Source organism: Siminovitchia sp. FSL H7-0308 (assembly GCF_037980985.1).
GTDB lineage: Bacteria > Bacillota > Bacilli > Bacillales > Bacillaceae_C > Siminovitchia > Siminovitchia thermophila.
The window spans coordinates 819,424-844,763 of the sequence record NZ_CP150282.1 but is presented as its reverse complement, the minus strand read 5'-3'; the positions used below and the strand labels follow the sequence as shown (position 1 = coordinate 844,763).

At 42.6% G+C, this 25,340-nt stretch carries 21 protein-coding genes and 2 pseudogenes; 4 read left to right on the top strand and 19 right to left on the bottom strand.

The window, feature by feature from the left end:
- Window positions 1–50: 50 nt before the first annotated feature.
- From MHB50_RS04025 to MHB50_RS04010, 4 genes are all read right to left on the bottom strand, one after another.
- A complete protein-coding gene (locus MHB50_RS04025; RefSeq protein WP_340084893.1) occupies window positions 51–815 on the bottom strand; it encodes a PHP-associated domain-containing protein in 765 nt (254 codons plus the stop codon).
- A 105-nt stretch (window positions 816–920) separates the two neighbouring features.
- A complete protein-coding gene (locus MHB50_RS04020) occupies window positions 921–1,745 on the bottom strand; it encodes an energy-coupling factor transporter transmembrane component T (protein WP_340084892.1) in 825 nt (274 codons plus the stop codon).
- A complete protein-coding gene (locus MHB50_RS04015) occupies window positions 1,720–3,429 on the bottom strand; it encodes an energy-coupling factor transporter ATPase (protein ID WP_340084891.1) in 1,710 nt (569 codons plus the stop codon). Before MHB50_RS04015 ends, MHB50_RS04020 begins: the two co-directional genes overlap by 26 nt.
- Before the next feature lie 26 nt (window positions 3,430–3,455).
- Window positions 3,456–4,340, bottom strand: a complete 885-nt coding sequence (locus MHB50_RS04010) for a cell division protein FtsQ (RefSeq protein ID WP_340084890.1) — start codon at window positions 4,338–4,340, stop codon at window positions 3,456–3,458.
- Between the two features lie 214 nt (window positions 4,341–4,554).
- Between MHB50_RS04010 and MHB50_RS04005 the strand changes: the two genes are divergently transcribed.
- Complete coding sequence (locus MHB50_RS04005) at window positions 4,555–5,391, top strand: MurR/RpiR family transcriptional regulator (protein ID WP_339162095.1); 837 nt, start codon at window positions 4,555–4,557, stop codon at window positions 5,389–5,391.
- Window positions 5,392–6,616: 1,225 nt separating this feature from the next.
- Here MHB50_RS04005 and MHB50_RS04000 read toward each other — a convergent pair.
- The 8 genes from MHB50_RS04000 to MHB50_RS03965 all read right to left on the bottom strand — a co-directional run bounded on the left by MHB50_RS04000 (window position 6,617) and on the right by MHB50_RS03965 (window position 14,294).
- Window positions 6,617–7,477 (bottom strand): MBL fold metallo-hydrolase, encoded by an 861-nt coding sequence (locus MHB50_RS04000; RefSeq protein ID WP_340084889.1) that lies wholly within the window; start codon window positions 7,475–7,477, stop codon window positions 6,617–6,619.
- Window positions 7,478–7,650: 173 nt separating this feature from the next.
- A complete protein-coding gene (locus MHB50_RS03995) occupies window positions 7,651–8,424 on the bottom strand; it encodes a phosphotransferase family protein (RefSeq protein WP_077111925.1) in 774 nt (257 codons plus the stop codon).
- A gap of 248 nt (window positions 8,425–8,672) precedes the next feature.
- Window positions 8,673–9,440 carry a hypothetical protein gene (locus MHB50_RS03990; RefSeq protein ID WP_340084888.1) on the bottom strand — a complete coding sequence of 256 codons (768 nt, stop codon included), beginning with the start codon at window positions 9,438–9,440 and terminating at the stop codon, window positions 8,673–8,675.
- Window positions 9,441–9,469: 29 nt separating this feature from the next.
- Window positions 9,470–10,042 (bottom strand): RNA 2',3'-cyclic phosphodiesterase, encoded by a 573-nt coding sequence (thpR, locus tag MHB50_RS03985; protein ID WP_339162089.1) that lies wholly within the window; start codon window positions 10,040–10,042, stop codon window positions 9,470–9,472.
- A gap of 22 nt (window positions 10,043–10,064) precedes the next feature.
- Window positions 10,065–10,907: a D-amino-acid transaminase gene (gene dat, locus MHB50_RS03980; protein ID WP_077111920.1), complete on the bottom strand. Its 843-nt coding sequence runs from the start codon at window positions 10,905–10,907 to the stop codon at window positions 10,065–10,067.
- A gap of 29 nt (window positions 10,908–10,936) precedes the next feature.
- Entirely contained in the window at window positions 10,937–12,355 is a 1,419-nt protein-coding gene (gene pepV, locus MHB50_RS03975; RefSeq protein WP_340084886.1) for a dipeptidase PepV, read from the bottom strand.
- A gap of 45 nt (window positions 12,356–12,400) precedes the next feature.
- Window positions 12,401–13,588 (bottom strand): ABC transporter permease, encoded by a 1,188-nt coding sequence (locus MHB50_RS03970; RefSeq protein ID WP_340084885.1) that lies wholly within the window; start codon window positions 13,586–13,588, stop codon window positions 12,401–12,403.
- Entirely contained in the window at window positions 13,581–14,294 is a 714-nt protein-coding gene (locus tag MHB50_RS03965; protein WP_340084884.1) for an ABC transporter ATP-binding protein, read from the bottom strand. The genes MHB50_RS03970 and MHB50_RS03965 overlap by 8 nt, the downstream gene beginning before the upstream one ends.
- 286 nt (window positions 14,295–14,580) lie before the next feature.
- On the opposite strand from MHB50_RS03965, the gene MHB50_RS03960 reads away from it, so the two are divergent.
- Entirely contained in the window at window positions 14,581–14,802 is a 222-nt protein-coding gene (locus tag MHB50_RS03960; protein WP_077111916.1) for a DeoR family transcriptional regulator, read from the top strand.
- A 408-nt stretch (window positions 14,803–15,210) separates the two neighbouring features.
- Here MHB50_RS03960 and MHB50_RS03955 read toward each other — a convergent pair whose 3' ends face one another.
- On the bottom strand, window positions 15,211–15,930 hold the full coding sequence (locus MHB50_RS03955; RefSeq protein WP_340084883.1) for a pseudouridine synthase: 720 nt from the start codon (window positions 15,928–15,930) through the stop codon (window positions 15,211–15,213).
- A 118-nt stretch (window positions 15,931–16,048) separates the two neighbouring features.
- Between MHB50_RS03955 and MHB50_RS03950 the strand changes: the two genes are divergently transcribed.
- Entirely contained in the window at window positions 16,049–16,447 is a 399-nt protein-coding gene (locus tag MHB50_RS03950; RefSeq protein WP_236017095.1) for a hypothetical protein, read from the top strand.
- Window positions 16,448–16,487: 40 nt separating this feature from the next.
- On the opposite strand, the gene MHB50_RS03945 is transcribed toward MHB50_RS03950, so the two are convergent.
- Window positions 16,488–18,107: a polysaccharide biosynthesis protein gene (locus MHB50_RS03945; protein WP_339162079.1), complete on the bottom strand. Its 1,620-nt coding sequence runs from the start codon at window positions 18,105–18,107 to the stop codon at window positions 16,488–16,490.
- A gap of 306 nt (window positions 18,108–18,413) precedes the next feature.
- Here MHB50_RS03945 and MHB50_RS03940 point away from each other — a divergent pair, with 306 nt between their 5' ends.
- Window positions 18,414–19,667 carry an NAD(P)/FAD-dependent oxidoreductase gene (locus tag MHB50_RS03940; protein ID WP_339162076.1) on the top strand — a complete coding sequence of 418 codons (1,254 nt, stop codon included), beginning with the start codon at window positions 18,414–18,416 and terminating at the stop codon, window positions 19,665–19,667.
- Window positions 19,668–20,262: 595 nt separating this feature from the next.
- On the opposite strand, the gene MHB50_RS03935 is transcribed toward MHB50_RS03940, so the two are convergent.
- The 5 genes and pseudogenes from MHB50_RS03935 to MHB50_RS03915 all read right to left on the bottom strand — a co-directional run bounded on the left by MHB50_RS03935 (window position 20,263) and on the right by MHB50_RS03915 (window position 25,306).
- A complete protein-coding gene (locus MHB50_RS03935; RefSeq protein ID WP_340085283.1) occupies window positions 20,263–20,601 on the bottom strand; it encodes an FIVAR domain-containing protein in 339 nt (112 codons plus the stop codon).
- Window positions 20,602–20,634: 33 nt separating this feature from the next.
- A pseudogene (ggt, locus tag MHB50_RS03930) lies at window positions 20,635–22,002 on the bottom strand (gamma-glutamyltransferase); the annotation flags it as partial.
- A gap of 633 nt (window positions 22,003–22,635) precedes the next feature.
- Window positions 22,636–22,884, bottom strand: a pseudogene (locus MHB50_RS03925) (gamma-glutamyltransferase); the annotation flags it as partial.
- A gap of 1,852 nt (window positions 22,885–24,736) precedes the next feature.
- Window positions 24,737–24,919 carry a sporulation protein Cse60 gene (locus tag MHB50_RS03920; protein ID WP_077110872.1) on the bottom strand — a complete coding sequence of 61 codons (183 nt, stop codon included), beginning with the start codon at window positions 24,917–24,919 and terminating at the stop codon, window positions 24,737–24,739.
- 72 nt (window positions 24,920–24,991) lie between these two features.
- The gene (locus MHB50_RS03915; protein WP_077110874.1) at window positions 24,992–25,306 is read right to left on the bottom strand and encodes a rhodanese-like domain-containing protein; all 315 of its coding nucleotides are present in this window, start codon (window positions 25,304–25,306) and stop codon (window positions 24,992–24,994) included.
- Window positions 25,307–25,340: the final 34 nt, after the last annotated feature.

Genomic DNA, 25,340 nt, shown 5'->3' with positions numbered 1-25,340 from the left:
GTGCAGATAACAAAAAACATCCCATTTTTGTTACCTGCCGCTTTTAACCATTATCGCTGTAAGGCCATATATTCATCTTTCATTTTTCTCTTCACAATTTTCGCCGCATTCACTTTCGTTTGAAGAATGGGGGAAATCTGGCGCTTATATTGCTTTTTCATAATCACATCTCGCAATTCACCCGCCGTTTCACAATCTCTTTGAAGCATATTTTCCACAACACCCATTTGAATGGGATGATGCGAGTCACTGCCACAAACGACTGGAAGACCAATCTGATCGGCAAATGCCCGCACTTCCAATTGCATCTTGTCAACACCGAATTCGAACATATCTTTCCCGTTTAAATCAAAAGCGTGCAATCGTTTTAGCAACGCTGGATCATGATGGTGCAATGGCGTCGATTTCCGTAATGGATGTGCGCCAATCATCAAAAGATCGTAGGATTCCCCCATGTCGAGCAGTGTTGGAAACGATATAAATGCATCCTTCTTCGTATGGTGCTCAAGATGATGGCGGATGTCTAACAAATCCGCTCTATAGCCGATAAATAAAATATGCCCAACTTCCTTTACATCGATTTCCATTCCTGTAAAGACTTTAAAACCATCGACATCAAAATAATGGCCTTTGTAGTCAAACTGGCGATCAAGCTGCCCATACAGATCGTAAAAGTGTTTCGTATTAAAATGCTCGGTCATCGCAAATGCTGTTAAGCCCGCGTCCTTCGCATTCAAGACCATCTCATAAAAAAATGAAAGATCAAAATCAACCCGTTTTGCTAATTTCACATGTGTATGAAAATCAATATTCAACAAAACCCGCCCTTTCTAATATTCCGCGCAACTGGTAATGAAACTTCGAACATCTCCAATTTGCAGCCCGATTGATTCAACAGCCAAAAAAATAAAAGTCTTCTTTCAAAGAGGCATCCAATAACCGATGACATAAATGGAAAGTGTAATGCCAAACGTCAGTGCAATAAATTGCCCATCATACTTCGTCAATTTTAAATAATCCAGTTTTAATTTCTTCGCGATATTGTTTTCCAACGTGTAGCTAAACCCTCTTACCTCCAGTGCTTCCACTGTTGTCCTTGTGCGCTTCGCTGTATTAAGCATCATCGGATAAAATGCCAACACACTCATTTTGATATAATAAAAAATATAACGCCTGTATAAAAAACCTGGCTTACATGGCAGCTTTCCCCGCAATCGAAATGAATGAATAATATTTTGATATTCTTCAATTAAAATCGGAAGCATGCGATAACCATAGGACACACCGAAGCTGAACTTTCCCGGCACTCCCAATTTCAAAAGAGCGTCACTGAACTTTTCAGGATCCATACTTGTCACAACAGCCATCGTCGCTAAAGAAACACAAGCAACCTTTAACGTAACCGGGATAATCGCAACAAGCGCCATAAAACTATTACCTAAAAATATTGCTGCAAACACTAAGTACGTAAATTGTGAAATAATCCCGACGATTAATAAAAAGATAAGCAGCGGACTTACTCTTGATACGTAAGCAAGAGCTGCTGTGAAAAGAGTAAAGCCGATTAAAATGGTGAGATTATGTGTCAGCCAAGGAATGATAGAAAAGACAAGCATCCATATGATTAACACACGCGGATCGAGCTTCGCAAGTGGTGTTTGCTCATTGCCGTAAGCCGTTCGCATCAGCTCAATTTTAATGTTTTCAATCGTGGCCTTACTAAAAAGCTTCTGAAATGCGTTCACGTACAATCTCCTCCAACTGAAAGCGGCCGAGAAAGCCATCAATCGTCAACTCAACCGGGTTTAACTTTAAACAATGGCATAACGTGACAATTTGTGGTTCGACTAAGGATGCCGTCCGTAACAGTGCTTCATCAGAAAATAAGTCAAACGGTGTCGTATCCGCGATAGCGCGCCCTTTATTCAGTACAATTACCCGTGACGCCCATTCCGCCACTAATTGCATATCATGCGTTGCGACGATCGTTGCCTGGACTTGTTCGTCTAACTGATGGAGCATCGCAATCATTTCTTTTTTCGTCGCAATATCAAGACTCGCTGTCGGTTCATCCAATAACACAATTTCTGGCAACATCGCCAGCCCGATTGCCAAGGAAGCGCGCCGTTGTTGTCCACCGCTTAATAAACGGCCATCCCGGCTTTTAATGTACTGTAAATAAAATTGCTGCATCACCTTATCCAAAATGGTTTCAAGCTCTGCCCGCTTCCGTGCCCTCAAGTAAAACGACACATCCTTCTCGATGTCGTCTTCAATAAACATTTCCTCAGGATTTTGGTAAATATAAGCAACTTTTTCCGCAAGTTTTTCAGGCGATACACGTGCCGTTGATTCACCGTTGACGAACAGGTCTCCTTCCAACGGTTTCATCAAGCCCGAGATGAGCTTCAGAATGGTCGACTTTCCTGCCCCATTACTGCCAACCAAAGCAATGCGTTCACCAGAACGAATCGTTAAATCCAGTTCCTTAATGACGGGCACTCGTTTTCTTGATAAAGTCTTATACCCGTAATGAACGTTTTGAAATTCAATCATCGGCTCGCCATTTTTTGTAAGAGCGATAGGTCGCGGTTGTGTTGTACGTTGCTTACATTCGTTGAAAAACAGTGCCGCTTCTTCGACCGTCACAGGCAAAAGTCCCTCCTCATCCCGTTTTGAATTCGCCGCGGCAATGGTCACTTGTGGCGGATATATTTGCATAGCCATTAACTCATCGACACTGTTTAACGCCTCCCGCACCGGCTTTTTCCATCTCACCGCCCCATTTTCCAGTAAAATGACTTCTTTGCAGTAGTTCGCTATGAATTCAGTGTGATGTTCAATAACCAAAATGGTCATTTTATATTGTTCATGGAGCATTTTGAGTTTTTCATATAACTCAACCGCATGTGCAGGGTCAAGCTGTGCGACGGGTTCATCAATAATGAGCACGTCAGGAGATAATGCGATCGCCCCTGCCAGCGCCACTAAATGTTTTTGACCGCCGCTAAGTTGCCAAACGTATTCCTCAGCGAGATGGGCAATATCCAGCAACTCCAATGCCCGCCGACCCCTTTCCTTATAGTCGAAATAGCCAAAATTCAGCGGCGAAAAGATCACCTCATCCATAACCTTTGGACGCACAAGCTGGTTCTCAAAATCTTGATATACGTAAGCAATTTTTTTGGAAAGAGATGCTACATTGGCAGTTGTCGTATCGATTCCGTCCAAATACACTTTTCCTTGAAAATCACCAACATAATAAAAAGGAATCAAGCCATTAATCGCTTTACAGAAGGTCGATTTTCCTGCCCCGTTCCCTCCGATGATGGCAGTAAACTCATGCTTTTGAATCGTCACCGACAAATCCTTTAATACCCAATCTTCCGCGCCCGGATACCGAAAGGACACTTTATCGAATGTAATCAACCTTTCCTACTCCTTTCCCATTAACATCATGCCGTTTTCTGATCGATGTTGGATGGCATTTTTTTTGATTTTCGAATGATTCGATAGATGATATAAATGGCTAACCCAGCTAGAATAGCCCAAGCGCTATATCCAATCCATTTTTGGCTCTCATCAAATTGCTCGATAAAGTTACTTGACCAAAACGCCAAGTTCATATCTAACTCTGCGATAAACTCGGCAATCATCCCAACAAATGTAAGCATGACCGCGGCGATGATGAGACGTAGTGAAATATATGAACCGATGGATGCTTTCACTCTCGCTTCACGCGGTTTCATTCCCAAGAGCGGTTCTATTTTCCCATACAATTTGGGTGTTAAATAAAGAGTTGGAACCAACCCGAATAATACCCCTGTGATCACCATTTCATTTAAAAAGCTCACGCCTTCTAAAATGACAATACTTTCAGGAAGTCCCGGAACAGCGTCAAACCCTTCCACTCCGAACCATACTTTTCCGATATCGACAATTGAACTCAACAATTGGTCAATGCCGACACCAACAAGTGAAGCAACCGCGAGTTGGCGTTTGCTCAAGGGATTTCGTACTAACAATCCGGCAACATAAATCGCCAATGTGAATTCAATAAAACCTTCCACTTCACCAATTCCGCCAAAATCCCCCATAAGCAATCCGGCAAATACAATATTTCCAACAGACGCACCAACAGCAACATATAGCGGATGAAACAAAGCAGCCAAAACAAGGGGAATAAAAGCAAAATAAGAAATAGAAAATTCAATTGGTCCGATTTCATTTGCCGGCAATAATTCAGTAATCATTTTTGATAATCCGAATAAAGACATGGACAACACGAAAATCATCATTTTTTGTGACTGTGTTAGCTTTCTTTCCTCATTGATACCCATTTTTTCCACTCCTTTATTCCTTATTGTCCTCTTTACTATACGAGTCGATTGTAAAGAGGATTTTAATTTATTGTAAATTTATTATCTTTTTGATATAAATGATATTTTTCTTTCATTTTTGCTGTATACTACAGTAATAGAACGACGTTTAGGAGAAGTGTTGGTAAATGTCAAAGAGTAGGAACATGTTAGGCGTTTCAATTGAGGGGAGTTAATGAATGTGGTGAATTTTTCAACATGGGATCTTTCAAAAAGCCAACAAAGAATTGCTGATTATATCCAAAAGCATCTCGACCTCATTCCATATATGAATGAAAAAGAGATTGCTAAAGCATGTAATATTAGTGTGGCAACCGTGTCTCGCTTTTGGAAGGCCATTGGGTTTTTGAATTTAAAGGAGTTTAAACAACACTTAAAACAAGAAACCGCCATTACGCCTGCCAGCAAAGTGGAAGCAGCCGTCAAAAAACACAGTTCATCTCATGGACAAGTGATATTCGATCATGCTGTGCAATGCCTAAATGAAACAAAGCACCATTTGTCTGAAAGAAAGTTTCAACAAGCCACTGCTGCACTAGCAAACGCAAAGCGTATTCATTTGTATGGAGCAGGTTCTGCCCAGAGCCTCGTCTGCTTGTTTTCCTTTCGCTTAAAGCGTTTCAATGGAAATGTTTTTTCCCTTCCCCCAAGTGGACATGAAATATTTGAGGCGATGATTCATATGGAAAAAGGCGATGTACTCGTCATATTCGGGTTCGTTCAAGCTTCAGTGGAAATCAATGTCTTGCTGGACTTTGCACAAAAGCAAGGAGTTTGTACTATTTTAATGACTGATTTACTCGTTTCCCCGATGTTGGAACGGGCAACATACGTCCTTTACACGAGCCGGGGCGACGCAGGAGACTTTCATTCGATGGCCGCACCTGTCGCCATGATTGAAAGTATGATTATTAATGTGAGTAAAAAAATGGGCAATGACGCTTTTGACAAGCTTCACAACCTTCATCAAATTCGAAAAGACTATCAGAATCGGCTGCCACGGAAAGGCTGAACAATTGAAACATTCAATTGAAACATTCACTAGTAGAAATCTCAAATGAGCAACTGCGGCTAATCGGGCGGGGCTGGGACATAAGCAAATACCAAATAGCAAAAACCGAACAATCATTTATAATTGTTCGGTTTATTTGTGTAAAAAAATCCCTATCACCGCTACGTCAACATATTTCGCTTTCCCCAGGTCTCTTCAGCTTCCTCGGAAAGCAAAGGTCGCTTTCCTGCGGGATCTTCAGCTCGAGCTATTCTCGCAGGAGTCTACCTATGTTGACACGCTAAAAGCTTGCGTATGATACAGTGGGACAATTTATCCGGCATGTAAGGTGCCGTAAGGACTCCCACTTCAAAATCTTGAGTGAATACAAAAGGTCTAAGTGGGAGAAACGGCACCTAAATGCCCGATTGGTTCAACTAACATTCAGTAGGAGCCCTACTGAATGAAGTTTCACTTTATCCCGCATGTAAGGTGCCGTAAGACTCCCACCTCAAAATCTTGAGTGAATCCAAAAGGTCTAAGTGGGAGAAACGGCACCTAAATGCCCGATTGGTTCAACTAACATTCAGTAGGAGCCCTACTGAATGAAGTTTCACTTTATCCCGCATGTAAGGTGCCGTAAGACTCCCACCTCAAAATCCTGAGTGAATACAAAAGGTCTAAGCGGGAGTAAACGGCACCTAAATGCCCGATTGGTTCAACTAACATTCAGTAGGAGCCCTACTGAATGAAGTTTCACTTTATCCCGCATGTAAGGTGCCGTAAGGACTCCCACCTCAAAATCCTGAGTGAATCCAAAAGGTCTAAGTGGGAGAAACGGCACCTAAATGCCCGATTGGTTCAACTAACATTCAGTAGGAGCTCTACTGAATGAGGTTTCACTTTATTGTTCTTTTTTCATCAGCTGATTTAGTCGTGTCCCAGACTCGGACTCCATTAAAAGAATGCGTTCATATTCTTTCAGATAGGTTGTCAATACCCTTTTCTTTTATTTCGTTGTGACATCCATTTTTTTGTGTGTAAATAATACTGCCTGATTGGGCGGCTCTCCCATCAGGATTCGTCCTTGGAGTGCTTTACGATCATTTTTATCAACGGACAAAAAGGCCTCAGCCCGTTTACATACGGGGCTGAAGCCTCTTATGTCATTGGTAGGCAGGGTGCAGTTCTTTTTTCTTAACCGCCCTCTTCTTACCTTTAGTCAATTTGCTTGGATAGCCGGCACTTATTTTACCACGGCTGCGGGACGGTTTCTTTTAACCGAATCAATGATATGGCCATCTTCGTCCCATTTGATGGCACGGTAATGGCCATCGTGATAAAATGTGAACCAGCTTCCTGACTTGATTGCTTCCGGAATCCATTTTTGCTTTGCATAAATAGAATCCATCGGGTAATCGTCATAAGCCAAAACCCATAATACATTTCGGTGGGCATGGGTCGGCATGATGTCAGCCATGTGAACCGCCCTTTCACCGGAACTTTCGATCGTAATGATACTGTGCCCGGCGCTGTGTCCCCCTGTATGAACCATGTTAATGACGCCTTCAATCTCAATCTCTTTAGAAAACGTTTTCACCTGTTCTTGAATTGGTACCCAGTTTTCTTTCCAGTATGTATTTCGGGAGCGGATATTGGGATTACGCATTTCATCCCATTCAATGGCAGATGTGTAAATCACTGCGTTCGGAAAAAAAGAAACATAACGATCTCCAACTTTTTTCGTTAATCCGCCTGCATGGTCAAAATGCATGTGGGTCATACAAATAATATCAATGTCAGAAGGTGCCAGCCCCAACTTGGCAAGCGATTCTTCCACTTTCGATTGTTCCGTAACGCCGTAGTTTCTTAATTGCTTTGCGGACAACTTGCCGTAGCCAAGCCCTGCTTCAATCAAGATGTTTTTTCCATTTACTCTCAAAAAAATAGGGTCTGACCTTAATTCAATTTGATTCTTTTCATTAACCGGATATTTTTTTTCCCATAAGGGCTTGGGCACTACACCAAACATGGCTCCCCCGTCAAGATACGTATCTCCGCCATTGAGCCAGGTTAACGTCAATTCACCAATGTTCATTGTTTCCATTTTCTCGACCTCCCGCACATTTCGAAATTATTGTACCATATTAATTGAATATTCAGCCATGTAAAAGCAAATAAAAAATGAAAAACCGCAATCTGCCAATGAAAAATGGTGTCCATACTGTTAACATACCATCATCATTTGGAAGACTGCGGCGGGGTTCTATAAAATGAGCATTAGATAAATTTCTCTAAATATCCGATCCAGAATTTTACTTCTTGAATACGATTTTTACTTTTATGCCAACCAACAGAAAGCATCGTATGGGCGATAACATACCATTTCATTCGAAGCAGCAGGTTATCTGTCATATCTATTCCATATTGTTCAAGCCATTTCGGCCAATCAGTACGCGGGATATAAAAATATAAAAGAGGCCCGATATCAAGAGCAGGATCTGCAATTGCCGCTCCATCCCAATCAATTAAGTAGAGCTCACCATCGTCGGAAAGAAGCCAGTTGTTATGATTGACATCACCGTGGCAAACTGTCCATGTGTCATGATGAACATTGGATTTTTCCGTTTGCAAAAATTGAAGGGATGATTGAACAATTTCATTCGAAAGTAAATCCCCATCCACCACGGCGACTACATCTGACAGGATCATTTCCGGCTTATAAGGTGTTTTTCCGAGGCGAGAAAGCATTGTTAACAACGCGCGCGATGCGTGTATTTTTTTCAGTAATTTCGCAACGCGGGAGTGAGTCATATCTTGGGGTTTAAATTCCCTGCCGTTTAAGCATTCCTGAGCTGTAATGACATCTCCGTTTTCCATTCTTTTTGTCCAAATCAATTTCGGAACAATGCCCTCCGCAGATAATACGGCAAGAAAAGGAGAGGAATTGCGCTTCAAAAAAAGTTTTTCCCGTTCATTACACGCGAAAAAAGCTTCCCCTGTCGCACCACCAGCAGGAATGATTTCCCAATTATGCTCGAATAAATGTTTCACCGTCATTCACCTTCAATATTTATGGAAAGGGACGTTCCTCTCCCATTTATCTCAGTAGAAAGAAAAAAGACAGCTATTGGAGTGATAAAATACAATAGCCATCCTTCTTTAAATTTTAACTCTAAGTTGCATTTTTCGTCAAGTCCGTATTCCGATAAAGTAGATGTTACTTTTGTCGAAATCTGCGCTTTATCTTTTACAGGCCGCTTCAGGCTATGGATAAAATGAATGAATGACCGTAAAATGATTTATGTCGTTCTTTTAATAGCCACTGTTTTGCAACTGTCCAACAAGGCCTTTGCCCCAAGCATTTGCATCCTTTTAACAGGTAAGCGCGGCGCTTTTAATTTACGAAGCCAGCTTTCATAATCATGCTTATCTATAAAAAGCACATCGCTTTGCCCCTCTGGATAGTCTATGTAACTATTTTCTGATATAACAGTGCGTTGGATGGGTAAATCGACCTTATGATTTTTAAAAATCCGCTTGACTACTGTAGACATGCGATTGGCCGAAATTAATGGATTTAACACTTTATCATCCGCATTGACAGCATTTCTCCAAAAATGCGAAGAAGACCCAATATATACCGCCTCCTCTGCACCGTTTAAAAAAGCAATGCAGAAAATCATCGAAGGAGTCAGGAGCAACACTTCCAATTCCACTTCCGTTTTTTCGAAGCGCACGACAGGCCGGTACATGACAAAAAAAGAGTCGGGAAACCGTTGTAAGAGGCCGCGCAAACGTGGATCCGTGTAGTAACTGGGCTGGACAAACGATCTCTCCGAAATGGTCGTGCTGGCCCATTGAATTTGTGATAAAAGTAACTTATCCAAAAAAGACTGCTTTAAGGCAGTTTTCCGTTTGGCGATTTCGATGTTTTTCAGGCGACTTCCCCGCTGTTCCAGAGTATTCACGATTGCTTGCCATCTTCGTTTTTTAAGGCGAACAAACTTAGAAGAGTATTCCGAAAGGTCCTCTTCATAGCGTGATACGTAATCTTGTAATTTGATCAACTGCGCCATTTCCTTTTAAAAACAACCTTTCATATCAATGTAAATGATTCGATTTTCTCGTATTTTGGGGAATGGTCCAACCGGGTGCGGTAAAGCACCACTTCCACCGCGTCAAAAGCTGGGCCGGGCAAACTGGGGGAGGCATTACGCGCAAGTTCTTGAAGCTGGCTCAAGGAAAATGGCTCCTCCCCCATCCATTTGCGGGCAATTGTAATATGTGGCTTGAACGGTCTCGTTTCAAGCTCAAAACCAGCCCGCTGACATGCTGAAAAAACATTATTCCGCAGTGCCTCTAATTGGTCTGTACCTGTAGTGCCCACCCATAAAATCCGCGGTCTTTTTGCTTGTCCGAACGTCCCGGCTTGATTAGGGCGGAGCGTTATGTGCTCGGCCCCCTGAATCGCATCCCCAACGAGTTTAATGGAAGAGGCCAGCACCTCTTTTTCTGCCTTCCCCAGAAACGCAAACGTCATATGGTAATCTTCCGGATGAACCCAGGTCTTAAAAGGGAAAACGCTCTTGATCCGCTCACTGATCGAATGTAAATACATCTTCATCTCCCCAGGCAATGCAAGGGCAAAGAAAAAGTGGTCAGAATGCATCTATAACTCCCCTTAGATTTCCTTATTTGTTTAATTCTTCTTGAAAAAGCAATTGAAGTTTGCGCGTTACAGGCCCGGGTATTCCTTCACCAACTTGGCGGCCATCCACTTTTACGATCGGCATAATTTCGGATGTTGTGCTTGTAAGAAATACCTCATCCGCCTGCCGCAACTCTTCCAAGGAATATTCTTTTTCTGAAAAAGGAATATTGTTTTCTGCACATAATTTCAGTGTGACTTGCCGGGTTATACCGTTTAAAATCAAATTGGTCGCCGGATGAGTGATCACTGTTCCATCTTTTACAATATACACGTTTGATGAAGATCCTTCCGTGATCGTTCCGGAACGATGCAAAATCGCTTCATAACATCCCTGACCGGATGCTTCTTGCTTTGCCAGCACATTTGGCAATAGATTTAAGCTTTTAATATCGCAACGGAGCCATCTGATATCATCTTCGGTGATGGCGGCCACTCCATTTTCAAGTGCTTTTTCAGGACGCGGCGCTTCTGTCGTATAGGCTGAAAAAACCCCTTTCGTTCTACTTGGGTCCGGGAAAATGTGACTTCTGGAAGCTGTTCCTCTTGTTACTTGCATGTAGACCGTTCCCAGCTTCACGCCGTTTTCTTTGACAAGTTGGCGGGCAAGGGAAAGAACTTTATCCCTGGAAAAAGGAATGTCGAGCTTTATTTTTCCGGCACTCGCAAACAGACGTTCAATATGTTCTTCACCTGTAAAAAGATTGCCGTCATATACGCGAATCACCTCGTAAACGCCGTCTCCAAATTGATATCCGCGGTCTTCCATGTCAATGACCGCTTCGGACCTTTCCATCATTTCCCCATTCAAAATCACTTTTCCCATACGTCATCAATCTCCTATCGTTAATGTCATTATGAACGTGCCAATTCATGAAATGCCTGGGCGTAGATCGCTGTCGCTTTTATTAAGTCATCGATATGCATATATTCGTCCTTCTGATGAGCAACGTCGTCCCTGCCGGGAAACAATGCCCCAAATGCGACTCCCGCTGTCAATGAGCGCGCATATGTCCCGCCGCTGATCGATAGCAGCTCCGCTTTTTCATTTGTCTGCTCTTCATAAACTTTTATAAGCTTTTGAATCAATTCATGATCTTTCGGAACGTAATGGGGTGGTAAGTTTCTAATCTTCACAAAATCAAAATGGGCGCTTGAAACTGCGCTTGCCATATCTTGAATCCCTTTTTCAAAAGGAAAAGTGGCGGGGTAGCGCATATTCAATCCAAAACGTCCCCCATCTTCTTCATTATACGTCATAATGCCAACATTGATTGTCAATTCACCTGTAATCTCATCTTCATGCTGGACACCCAAAGCCCGGCCGCGTGAATCCCCGAAAAAGAAATGGACGGCCGCTTTCACAAACTCTCTTCCTCTACGGTCAAGCTTCAATGTATAAAGAAAACTCGCCAAAAGCAAGCCGGCATTTTTTCCGTTGTCCGGCTCCATTCCGTGGGCCGAAACACCTTCCACTTCCATCACAAGATATCCGCTCTCCACATAATAAGACCCGGCTATATTTTGCTCCTTTTTAAAATGATTAAAAAGTTGGAGTAGTTCAGTGTGGTCGCCTTGGATATCAAGCACCGCTCGCGCATGGTCAGGAACCATATTATATCGGCGTCCCGCCACAAAGGAAATGAGCGTTTTGGGGGCACCGTATTCCTTTTCAAAATGATTGTTTTGCACCAAGTCGAAATCACAAATACCTTTCTCGGAATGAATAATCGGAAAATCGGCATCCGGAGCAAATCCCATATCCGGCATTTCCTCATGCTGAAAATAATGGTGGACACAGCGCCAATCACTTTCCTCATCTGTTCCAATGATCAGTCGTATGCGCTTTTCAATAGGCAATCCCAGCTCTTTCACAATCTTCATGCCATAATAAGCGGCCATCGTCGGTCCTTTATCATCAATAGCGCCGCGGGCATAAATTTTGCCGTCTTCCACTTCCCCGCCATATGGATCTTTCGTCCAGCCATCTCCTTCAGGGACGACATCCACGTGGCATAACGCAGCAATAAGCCCGGCACCTGATCCCATCTCCAAATGCCCGGCTACATTTCCGACATTTTTTGCAGTAAAACCATCCTTTTCCCCAAGCAGAAGCATATAATCCAATGCTTCTTTTACTCCTTTTCCAAGCGGGGCGTCCTCTGTTTGATTCTGTTCATTTAAAACACTCTTGATTCGCAAAAGTCCCTGCAAATCTCTTATCATGTCAGCTTTTCTCTTTTTTGCTTCAGAGATCCAATCAATATTTGCCATAGACATAGCTCCTTTGAATGCTTGCTGACTCTATTGTACAACTTTTCAGCCATTCAAAAAAAGGGGAATACTTTTTTGAACGTATTGTATGACGAAAAAATAAGCAAGGCATATCACTGTAAAAGGCACTGCCAGCACTGCAGTCACAGTATTTTTACCTTTAAAATATCCGTCTTTCCCCGAATATAGCTTTGTAAAAGGATGGCTGCCGACTATTTTATGCCATATTGATCCGCTCCACGCAACCACTGTAAATAAACCGCAAGCAGTTATACCGATCTTCATCCAAAGCGGCGGAAGCATGATCAATGCAGCCACCGTTACACCAATAATTCTTACATATCCCCAAAAATATTCTGTATTTCTCGTCGTTACTTTTATAAATAATTCCAAATAGCCGACCATTTCAGTCCGTTTTTTAAATAAACGGTTTGATTTGGAATACAAGCGGGGATTTTTTCGCACTGTCCCTAGTTTCGGTAATTTCTCAATGTCCGAGGACATCCCCAGCACGAACTCCGTATGTTTTCTTTTTTCCCGTTCATCAATAGCGAGATCCTGCTCAAAAGTATGTATGCTCGTAAATCGGGGATAATTCAACACGATCGATCCAACTGTATTGAGCAAAGAGATTAGGATGATCAGTAAAATAGCTCCATGTTCAAATGCCAGAAAGCTGACATACCATATGGCGCCGGCTCCGATCACAAGCGGGATATTTCTCAAGATGCTGATCAAGCCGCGTAACTGAACGTCCAAACGGCCAGATACAGCCATGACGAGCCATTTTAACGTGATCCACGAGATGCAAAAGGATAACAGCTGAAGTCCGGTAAAACCGTAATGTTGAAACCAAAACGGGGCTATCAACAAAGCGAGAAGGCCTGCTGTCAGTATTTCAAATGTATATGAAAATAGTATTCCGCCCTTTTTCAAACCAATAAACAGGCGTTCTTTTTTCATTAAAAAAATGGTGTCCGCTTCCCTGACATACGTTCTGAAATGGCTATTCCATAACAGAAAAAAAGAACCGATAAACAGGAAAGAAAAAGGAATGTGTTGAATCCAGCCAGGCATTTCCAGCCACCAAGACCGATAAATGAAAAATCCAATGACGATACTTGGAATGACAAAATAAACGATGATCGTCCAATCCATTACCGCCCGCATCGTTTTCAACTTATGCTTTCCGTTTTCCAACACCCTCGTCCAAAGCAGCCGCCCGCTATTCATCCCCTTCATCCTCCAGTGAAAGACACGAATACAAATTGCCATCTTCTGCACCGCATTGAGAGAGCACCTCATCCAGTGTTCCCGATGCCTTAATCGTTCCATTTTCCACAACCAAAAAAGAATCGCAAATCCGCTGTGCCGTGTCCACAATATGTGTACACATTAATATGGCGGTTCCAGAAACCCTCTCCTGATCAATCATGTCAAGCAACAGCTTCGTAGAACCGGGGTCCAGTCCCATAAAAGGCTCATCAATGACAAGCAAATCCGGCTTTGAAAACATAGCAAGCGCAATCATCCCTTTTTGTTGCATCCCTTTAGAAAAGGTAGACGGAAATTCATGAATTCTGTCAATGAGCCGAAAAACATTTAACAGTTCCTTGGCATATTCAAGATTCTCTTCCTGCAACTGTTCCACCGCGCATACAAACTCGAAATGCTCCCAAAGAGTCAATTCATCGTAATATATTGGCCTTTCCGGAATATAAGAATAAGAAGAGTCTTCATTCTTTTCAATTTTCCCTTCCAAAAATGGCAATTCTCCCAGCATTGCTTTGATTGTCGTGCTTTTACCAGCTCCATTGTTGCCAATCATGCCAACTAATTCGCCTCTATTGATGGAAAAATCAATATTGGAAATAATAGATTCATTCGGTTTATATCCAGCCTGTTTGATCTTTACATGTATAAGCGCCAAACCCTTCACCTCGTCCTACATTCGCTTTTAAAGATATACGATATAACATAATAAAAGTTTCATTGCAAAGATAAAATGTGACAAATTACGACCTTTTTCTTCCAATTGTTAAAAATCCCTTTTAAAGCAAGCAAGATTGCGGTAGAATAAAACTGTCTGATATTTTAGTTTCAGACACAAGATGTTAATTACAAAGAAAAGGAGTTGTCCGAAAGGAATCACGACGTAGACTGCACTTCATCAATGCAGCTGTCCGCACCATCTGCCAAGGAATTCAAGATGAGGGAGTGGTTTTTTGAAACCTTCTACGAATAGGATGCTCACCAGGATCAAGGATGTATATTTGTACATTAAAGAAAATGGTACCGTGACGACACGGGAGCTGGCTGATGCATTCGGCAGTACACCTCGCACCATTCAAAGGGATTTGAATGTGTTAGAATACAATGACCTAATCAGCAGCCCGCGCCGCGGGAAGTGGACAACAACAGAGAAAAAAGTGAAATTAACATCTTAGAAAAAAAGAAAATTTGACTGGCCCCAAAGCTCATACGATCGCTTAACTACACGTATACTTAGAAGATTCACAAACCCACTACGTTTATGTTTGCTTTCCTTTAGCAGAAAAGCGCAGATGCCTTTCACAAATGTACAGGCTGAAGAAGCATCGACGCGAGCCTCAGTCATGTTGACTTATCGCAGGACGCCATGAGAAACGTACCATGTAAGCTTCGTGCAACGTTTTTATCATGATGTTCTACCTCCAAAAATAGCGATACCGCTAGAGTATGAAGGCAATACTGCCAGTCAATAGCGCTGGAGCCAGACTTTTCAAATGAAATGCCAAAGAAAGAACTTACTTTCTTTTTCATAACAAAATGCCGCCTGCTGTTTCAAACAGTGGCGGATTTTTTTATACACATGATTAACTCTGATCTACATCTTGTAACTGCCCGATTTCTTCTTCCGTCAACTCCCTATATTCTCCTTCTTTTAACGTTTTGTCGAGTACGAGCGGCCCAAGCGAAATCCGCTTTAAATATTTCACCTTTTTTCCAACCGCCTGAAACATCCGCTTGACTTGATGATATTTTCCTTCTGTGATCGTTAGTTCTATATCTGAATATGTTCCGGATTTGATAATGTGCAGCTTCCCCGGTTTTGTCTGATACCCGTCATCCAGTGTAACGCCCTTTTCAAACAATTGGATGTCTTCTTCCGTGACAATTCCGTCAATGATGGCAAAATATGTTTTAGGCACATCCTTTTTGGGAGACAGCAATTGATGGGCAAGCTTGCCGTCATTTGTCAGCAGCATGAGCCCCTCTGTATCTTTATCCAGTCTTCCAACCGGAAACGGCTTGAATATTCTCTCCTCTTCCTCCAGCAAATCAATGACGGTCGGCTCACGCACATCCTCCGTTGCCGAAATAACGCCAGACGGCTTATTCATCATTATATATATATATTCTCTATATTCCACTTCCTCCCCAAAAATGAAAACCTCATCTTCGTGAGGGTGGACATGGTGCTTCGGATCCTTGATCACCTGCCCATTTACGGAAACGGAGCCCTTTTTTAAAAACTTCTTTACTTCTTTTCGACTCCCGAAACCCAAATTACTTAACAATTTATCTATTCTCACAAAAATCACCACCTTGCTTTTACAAAAAAAATCGTGGAAATAGGCCATCGTCCATACGTTTTAGGCGCAGTATCATAGGCTGATGTTGCAGGATACAATTCATGAGGAGTGTTATGTCATGTATACAGATTATCGTCAACAAATGCCCGGTATGCAACAAATGCCCGGTATGCCGCAAATACCCGGTATGCAGCAAATGCCAATGGGGATGCAAGGATATCCTCAGATGGGAATGCCGATGGGCCAGCCCATGGAAATGCAGCCGAGTGAAATGCAGCAGCCAACAGGTTTCCAACCGCATACGGCAGAGCAACAGGGCGCGCCCTCACTTTTTCCGGGCGGCGGGCAAAGCGGTGCCGGATTCGAAAGAAGGTTGGAACGCCTTGAAAGGCAAGTTGAACGGGTCGACCGACAAATTAACCGGTTCGATCGCCGCATCTCAAGAATCGAAAGACAACTCGGATTTGGCAGACCCGAAGACCTTGAAGTCCAGCACTATTCTGGAGGATATTATTAAAGAGGCATCCGCAAGGAAGCCTCTTTCCTTTGTCTTTTCATCAAATGTGAAGACGCTGCCTCAATCGTTGCAGCCTGTCGCCAAATAATCGGTCCGCCAAGCCGGATTTCAGCCCAAGATAACCATAAATGGCCGCACCCAAGCCCGCACACAACAAGATGATCAAGATCGACTGAAAGACCGATTCCGGAGAAAAGACAAGTAACAGCAAACGGTATAACCCATAGACGGGAACAGCCATCACTAAATTGAAAATGACGATTAACAGTGATCTGCGGTACACAAGCCGAATTGGGTAAGATGCAAATTGTTTGATGACAAACAAATTGATGGCAATCGCGGCTCCATAACCCAAAGCTGTGGCATAAACGGCGCCTTCTGTTGAAAAAGCCTGAATGAGCGGCATATTGAAAGTAAGCTTGACAAGGAGACCCGTGAGCAAACTGAGAATCGTAAACCGCTGTTCATTAATCCCTTGTAAAATCGCTGCTGTAACAGAGTATAAGGCAAATAAAATAGCCACCGGGGCATATGTGCGGAGCACTTGTGCCCCATATTCATCATAGCCGTAAAACATTGTGTACATCGGCTCCGCCAACAGGGCAAGCCCGATCGCGGCAGGCATGGTGATAAAAAGAAGGAGTTGAATTGTTTGATCAAGCTGGCGGAACATGAGCTTTTTATTATGTGTCACAAATGATTCGGTTATAAGCGGCACAAGCGTCAACGCAAATGCCGTTGCCAGGGAAACTGGAATAATGACAAGCTTGTGGGTCGTCATATTCAAAATTCCGAGAGAATCCATCGCTTCGGCGGCTCTCCCCGCTTCCGCCATTGCCCTGTTAAATGTCATTTGATCGACAAATTGAAAAAGCGGATTCGCAATCCCGACCAAAACAAATGGAAATGCATATACGATAATTTCTTTATACATTTCCGGCAGCGATACTTCCAATGTCCCCCGATCATGTTGAAGCATTTGATCCAAACCGGGCTTTCTTTTTCTCCAATACCAAAACAGAACGAACAGGCTGGCAATTCCGCCTATAAATGCGGCAAAAGTAGCGACACTAATGGCAGTGACAATATCTTCTTTCATCACATATAAGGCAATAAAAGTGCCCCCCAACAGAAAAATGATGCGCGCCAACTGTTCTACAACCGTTGAAACAGCGGATGGGCCCATTGATTGATGTCCCTGGAAGAAACCTCTGATTAAGCTCATCACGGGAATAATCAAGAGCGCGAAGCTGACAGCCCGTATAACGACGGCAACATCGGCCGTTGTATAATGATGTTTTGTTTCCGCTCCTTTTAGCACAAGCTCCGCCAGCCACGGAGCAAGTCCATACATGGTCAAAAACGAAACAATCCCTGTAGCCAACATGACATAAATGCCTGTGTGAAACAGCTTTCGGCCAACCGCATATTCTTCCATCGCGTTGTATTTTGCGATATATTTGGAGACAGCAAGCGGGACGCCCGCTGTCGCAATACTAATAAAAATCGTATAAGGAACATATCCAAACTGATATAATGCGGCGGGTTCATTTCCGCCGATGATTCTATAGAACGGAATGACATAAAGAAGTCCAAGGACTTTTGACAAAATGGTTCCGAGCGTTAATATAAATGTACCCCGAATTAATTTAGAAGACATGCAATCTCTTACTCTCCATTGTTTTATTTAAAAGGCGGCCTGATACCGCTAAGAATGATTGTATGCGACCTGTTCCTGTATGTTAACTAGAAAATGGATGCTCTTCCTCATGCAGTTTAACTCCCTCTTCAATTCAAGGACGAATCATTCCCAGCTTTATTTCTCACCATTTGCTTCATCAAGCTCTACTGTTATAGTTTACAGTGATCGACGACATTTGACAATGAACAGTCTAGTGACATTTGCTTTTACGATATTTGACAGTTTACAATGAAATAGCAAAAAAACGACAAGGTGTTGACATAGATGAATGCGGATGTAATTGTGATAGGCGGCGGCCCGTCCGGCCTCATGGCTGCTATCGCTGCGGCTGAACGGGAATCCCGCGTACTGTTGCTGGATAAAGGTAATAAACTTGGGCGGAAACTGGCCATATCGGGCGGGGGGCGCTGCAATGTGACGAACAGGCTTCCAACCGATGAAATCATCCGTCATATTCCGGGGAACGGCCGCTTTCTTTATGGAGCTTTCTCCATTTTTAACAATGAAGATATTATCAGTTTTTTTGAAAACCTGGGAATCCGGCTAAAAGAAGAAGATCACGGCCGAATGTTCCCGGCTTCGAACAAAGCCCAGTCGGTCGTGGACGCATTATTATCCCATATGAAAGATTTGGGCGTCTCCGTTCGCACGAACACTCCCGTCAAAGATATTTTATATGGCAAGGACAAAGTGGAAGGCGTTTTACTCGAAAACGGTGAAACATTATCCTGCCGGTCTGTTGTGGTGGCTGTTGGCGGAAAATCTGTTCCCCATACCGGTTCCACCGGCGACGGTTTTCCGTGGGCGAAAAAAGCGGGACATACGATTTCCGATCTCTTTCCGACAGAAGTACCCGTAACATCCAATGAAACTTTTATCAGGGAAAAAACGTTGCAAGGGTTGTCATTAAGGGATGTGGAAGTCAGCGTTCTCAATCCGAAAGGAAAGCCGATCATTACACATCGAATGGACATGCTCTTTACTCATTTCGGCATTTCCGGCCCGGCCGTGCTTCGTTGCAGCCAATTTGTTGTAAAAGCGAAGAAAAAATGGAATTTAAAAGAAGTCGTCATGCGCATTGATGCAATTCCTGACAAACATCTGGAGCCACTATTTGGGCAACTAAAAAAGATGTTGAAGGATGAACCAAAAAAAGCGGCCAAAAATACGTTAAAAGGCTTGCTTCCGGAACGTTATCTGCTTTTTTTGCTGGAAAAAAGCGGAATTGACCCTTCCGCGCAAGGTGCCTCCATATCAACAGACAACATACGAACCTTTGCCACTCATTGCAAGCAGTTCGAATTTACCGTGGAAGGCACGCTTCCGTTGGAAAAAGCCTTCGTTACGGGCGGAGGCATCTCAGTCAAAGAAATCGAACCGAAATCGATGGAATCAAAACTGATGAAAGGATTGTTTTTTTGCGGAGAAATATTGGATATATACGGATATACCGGGGGCTATAATATTACCGCGGCGCTTGTCACTGGACGCCTCGCGGGGGAAAATGCGGCAAAGTAGGCTCTCGTTCATGGACGTGTAAGCCGGCTTGTGACAAATCTTTTGCTCGTTTTCCCACTGCTTCCCCAAGCTGGCACCGAAACACGAGACGCTCGCCTTGCTTATATTCCCGTCCTCCTACCCCTTTGCTTCAAAGAAGGAAAACCAAATTATAATTCGAATAAAAGAGGACTAGTCAATTTCAGAATGTAAGACTCCGCATGCTAGCAAGAAAAGTATCCGAAAAACAACCCTATTTTTTCCGTAAAAGTACGGAAGCTGTCATTGGTCGGCTGATCTCTTATTCACATCGCACTGCATTTTACCAACGACAGCTTCCATTACAAAAAATCACTGTTACCACTCATAAAGCCTATGGCAAGCGACATGAATCTCAGGTGTCATATGATCGCTATTCAAGTTAATCCACCTGCAGTTCTCAGTGTGTTTGCTGCTCTCCCATCAGGATTTGCGGAAGGAAGTAACACCGTCGACTTACTTAACAATCCCTGTAACATTGGATCATCGGTAAATGGCAAATCCATCAGCAACCGTAAAGATAGTTCTCGTTGCCAAATCGTTACACCTGTCCGTCTTCCATTCTTTTAGTCATTTTTTACTTTCTATGTCTGTATATTAGAAGGCCGCCAACTAAGAACAGTACTAGCCCGACAATGAACCAGTTGAATATATTTGTTGCGGTGTTTGGCAACTTGCTTTCACCTGCATCCGTCGTGTCCTTTTTACCAGGTTTTAATTCTTCTTTCTCCTCGCCTAACAATTCCAATCCTTCTCTGGCGCTATTTAACACTTGTAATGCTTTGTTTATATCGTCCTGGGTCGCCTGTTCGTCATGTAATATAGATTCGGCATGTCGCAGTGCATCCCGGAACGCTTTCCAGCTTGCTTTCGTATAGGCGGATGTATCTCGTTTTTCCGCTTTGACTTTATCAATCGCTTTCTGTAATCCCGACTTATCAATGAAGTCTTGCGCTGAAAGGCCAATTGCTGAACCTTCTCTTGTAGAATCGGCGGCCCCAATAAAAAGATTTCTCTTTTCATCAACGATAATGCTATTTACGTTTCCAATTTCTTTAGGAGCAGGCTCCCATTTATGTCCCCTTCGTTGCAGTTTTTCTCGGGCATTACTTGGAATACCATATTCCCAACGAATGGTCGGAAAAGAATTTGTAAAAATACGCGGCTCTTCAATGGCGTCTTTCAGGTCCATCTTATAACCAATGACATTTAATATCGTTTGTGCCACTGAAGTAATAATAGTCGTTCCTCCAGGCGAACCGACTGTCATAAAGGGTTTTCCATCTTTTAAAACGATCGTAGGTGTCATGCTGCTTAATGGTCGCTTATTCGCTTGAACTTCATTCGCGCCTCCCGGTGTTGCGTCAAAATCAGTTAACTCATTGTTCAAAACTATTCCGTAATCAGGCACCATGATTCCTGATCCAAATAGTTGCTCAATGGTTGTTGTAAAAGAAACGAAATTCCCCCACCGATCTGCTACCGTGAAATGAGTTGTTTCACCGTCAACCTTATCATCCTGTTGTTCATTTGATTGATCAATGGTCATTGCCGTTCCTTTATCCTGATACTCCCAAGGATCACCTTGCTGAATTTCCGAATTTGCGTTATCAGACTGAATTGTTTTGATTCTTTTATCAATATAGTTTTCACTTAGTAATCCTTTTTCAGGCACATCGACATATTCCGGGTCTCCCATGTAGGCCGCTCTGTCTGCATAAGCTAATCGTGTAATCTCCGCCATATAATGGTATTTTTCGGGGGACCTTACCCCATATTTAGTCATATCCATTTTTTCATACATTTTTAATATTTGTAATGCTGTCAATCCGCCGGAACTCGGCGGGGGCATGGATGCGATATCATAGCCTAGATAATCTCCCCACACCGGTTTATGGTACGACACAGCATATTTGTGAACATCACCAGGAGCCATTGAGCCCCCATTTTTTTGTACAATTTTAGCTATGGCATCCGCGATTTCTCCTTTATAAAACACATCTGTACCATGTTCTTTGATTAATGTAAAAGTGCGAGCCAAATCCTTTTGAATGAGTAAATCGCCTTCTTTTAAAGGTTGGCCACCAGGCAAAAATACATCCTTTGCCGCTCCTTGTGATAGTTTGTCCTGGTTACTGCTTATCGCCGCAGCTACTGCCCAGTTTACTTTCACCCCATCTTTAGCTAATTTGATTGCAGGTGAAATAAGTTCAGCTACAGACATTGTTCCCCATTGATTTAAAGCCGCTTCCAACCCTTTTAATGTTCCGGGAACTCCAACTGAAAGCCCGCTTTGTACTCTTTCAGAAAAAGGAATGACGGTTCCCATCATTGTGTCTATATTCCATTTTTCCGGTTCTTCCAAATGATGATTCCATGTCCGAACTTTCAATTTGTTATTGGCAACTTGAAATCTTAACCACTGCCAATCTGTTGATTGCTCAACTTTGTATTTTTGTAATGTGGTATTGTTTGATCCTTTAGACTGAATCAATTTCACTTCATTTGCTTTCGTGTCAATTTCAATTCCATAGCCATTTTTGACAAATGTAGTGTTGGCAGATTGAAACTCATCAGCACGTAACCATAATCGAATTCTTCTGTCATCCCCAGGATCATCTGTCCTAAATCGAATCAGTAACTCGCCTTCCGCAATCTCATCCATTACAGAGACGGCTTGTGCAAAAGATTTTTTTTCACCATCTGCTTTCTCAGAACCAAAATGAATGCTTCCTCCATCTTGATCTAATGTTAACGTTGTTCCTCTTTCAAAGACTTGAAATTTTTCAGGATTCCACTCCCCTTCATCTCCTTCAAAATGGTATGTGAACATATTTTGATTTGAACTCAAATCATTGACATGGACTTCTCCAATATGGAATTGTTCTCCGCCGTTATTATTTAACTCATTTGCTCCTATCAGGAATTTCCCTTTACCTTCTACAACTTGACTCTTATCCATAAACATATCTGGTGTTGCCCCACTTGGGGCTCGTTCTCGGCTATTGATAATGGACACATCTTTTTTATTAGCATCGTAGTACATAAAAAAGCCGCCGCCACCAATTCCGGACATCATTGGTTCCACAACATTTAAAGCAAATTGGATGGCGACAGCTGCGTCTACTGCATTACCGCCCTTTTTTAAAACCTCTGCCCCAATCTTTGACGCAAGTGGATGGGCCGTAACCACCATGCCGTAGTCTCCTTCGGCAGTTTGCTCAGGCTGTACACCGGGATTTTCTGGTTCATACCCGGTATTATCATCCGTACTGGCTAAAATAGGTTGGGGCGGAGCCGAAAAGCCAAAAGTAACGATAAGGACCATTGAAAATAACGTTGATAACCAGCTGTATTTGTTTTTACTCATTCAAACACCCGCTTCCATTTCTATTGTGTCTCATGAATGAAATACAAAAACATTTTTTCTCTAGACAAGTCCATGTTCAAACATAAAATAGTGAAACGAACGTTTCCCATTGATCAACATGCCCATTTGCACCCCCTCCCGGTAACAGTGAAATACTGTTGTCACTTCATACAAAGCAATTTGATCGAACTGGGAAAAAAAGAACAAATACACTGAAGAAAGATTACATAGCGATCATGTAGAAATTTTTTCGCGTTTATTTTCATTATATTCCGAATTATCCGCGCAATGTGGTATTTTATGTATTCGCTTACATTTGAATATAACATTGCTTTTGAATGGTGATAAATAACAATTCATTATGGACTTTTGACTCAGGAACAATTCTTTCTTTATCGTTATCGAATGACGAAAATAACATCATTCAGGCATGGATTTTTCCTTTATCGTTATCAAATTTGTGGAAGGAACGGTCTTATGGGCAAGATTCCTCGTTATCATCATGACCAGATTTGCGCAAGAAAGGTTCAGTCGAGTACGATGTCCTTTATCGAAAAAAGGAAAGGGCCTGGGACCAAACTAAATCAACTGATAAAAAAACGAACAATAGAGTGAAACTTCATTCAGTAGGAGTTTTCTTCCATCTCCTACTGAATGTTAGTTGAACCAATCGGGCATTTAGGTGCCGTTTCTACCACTTAGACCTTTTGTATTCACTCAAGATTTTGAAGTGGGAGTCCTTACGGCACCTTACATGCGGGATAAAGTGAAACTTCATTCAGTAGGAGTTTTCTTCCATCTCCTACTGAATGTTAGTTGAACCAATCGGGCATTTAGGTGCCGTTTTCTACCACTTAGACCTTTTGTATTCACTCAAGCTTTTGAAGTGGGAGTCCTTACGGCACCTTACATGCGGGATAAAGTGAAACTTCATTCAGTAGGAGTTTTCTTCCATCTCCTACTGAATGTTAGTTGAACCAATCGGGCATTTAGGTGCCGTTTCTACCACTTAGACCTTTTGTATTCACTCAAGATTTTGAAGTGGGAGTCCTTACGGCACCTTACATGCGGGATAAAGTGAAACTTCATTCAGTAGGAGTTTTCTTCCATCTCCTACTGAATGTTAGTTGAACCAATCGGGCATTTAGGTGCCGTTTTCTACCACTTAGACCTTTTGTATTCACTCAAGCTTTTGAAGTGGGAGTCCTTACGGCACCTTACATGCGGGATAAAGTGAAACTTCATTCAGTAGGAGTTTTCTTCCATCTCCTACTGAATGTTAGTTAAACCAATCGGGCATTTAGGTGCCGTTTCTACCACTTAGACCTTTTGTATTCACTCAAGATTTTGTAGTGGGAGGCTTACGGCACCTTACATGCCGGATAAATTGTCCTAGTGTTATCATACGCAAGCTTTTAGCGTGTCAACATAGGTAGACTCCTGCGGGAATAGCTCGAGCTGAAGATCCCGCAGGAAAGCGACCTTTGCTTTCCGAGGAAGCTGAAGAGCCCAGCGAAAAGCGAAATATGTTGACGTAGCGATAATAGGGATTTTTTACACAAATAACCCGAACAATTTATAAATGAATTGTTCGGGTTTTTGCTATTTCATATTTCTTATGTCCCAGACTCACCGTTTTATTTTGCCGACTTACAATAAGGTTTATCTTCCTAATCCGCTGTCAGCGAACATACATGACCATGGCGCTAAAGCAATATACTTGTTCATCTCCTGCTTCCCCAAGCATCGCAATGTTGTATTTGATGTCAACAATGTGTTTTCTGTCCAGACCGCTTAGAAAGTTATTCATCTCCTCTTCGAGATCCTGTTCGTGCTCGCAATCGAACAGCTTCACCTGAAGCACTGTCTCCACCTCTTTGTTTTTTCAACCATTGTTTCCATAATAGTCAGACTTTATGCCTGTCTTAGGAAATGTTTAGCGCTTCTGCTTCAGCTCTCCGGTCCATTTGAGCATGCCGCCAACCATGTTGACTACATGCTCATATCCTTGTAGCTGCAGATATTCACAAACTTTTCCGCTTCGGCCCCCAGATCTGCAAATAAAAATGTATTCATTTTTCGATTCCAGTTTGTCAAGATGATCCGGAATATCCGCCATGCGGATATGAACTGCTTCCGGAATCATTCCTTCAGCCACTTCCTCATCTTCCCTTACGTCAATTAAATGTAACGTTTCTCCTTTTTGAAGCCGTTCTTTTACCTCATCAGGCGTAATCGTTTTTATGTTCATGTTTGACACCTTCCCATCAAGAAATCTTTTAACA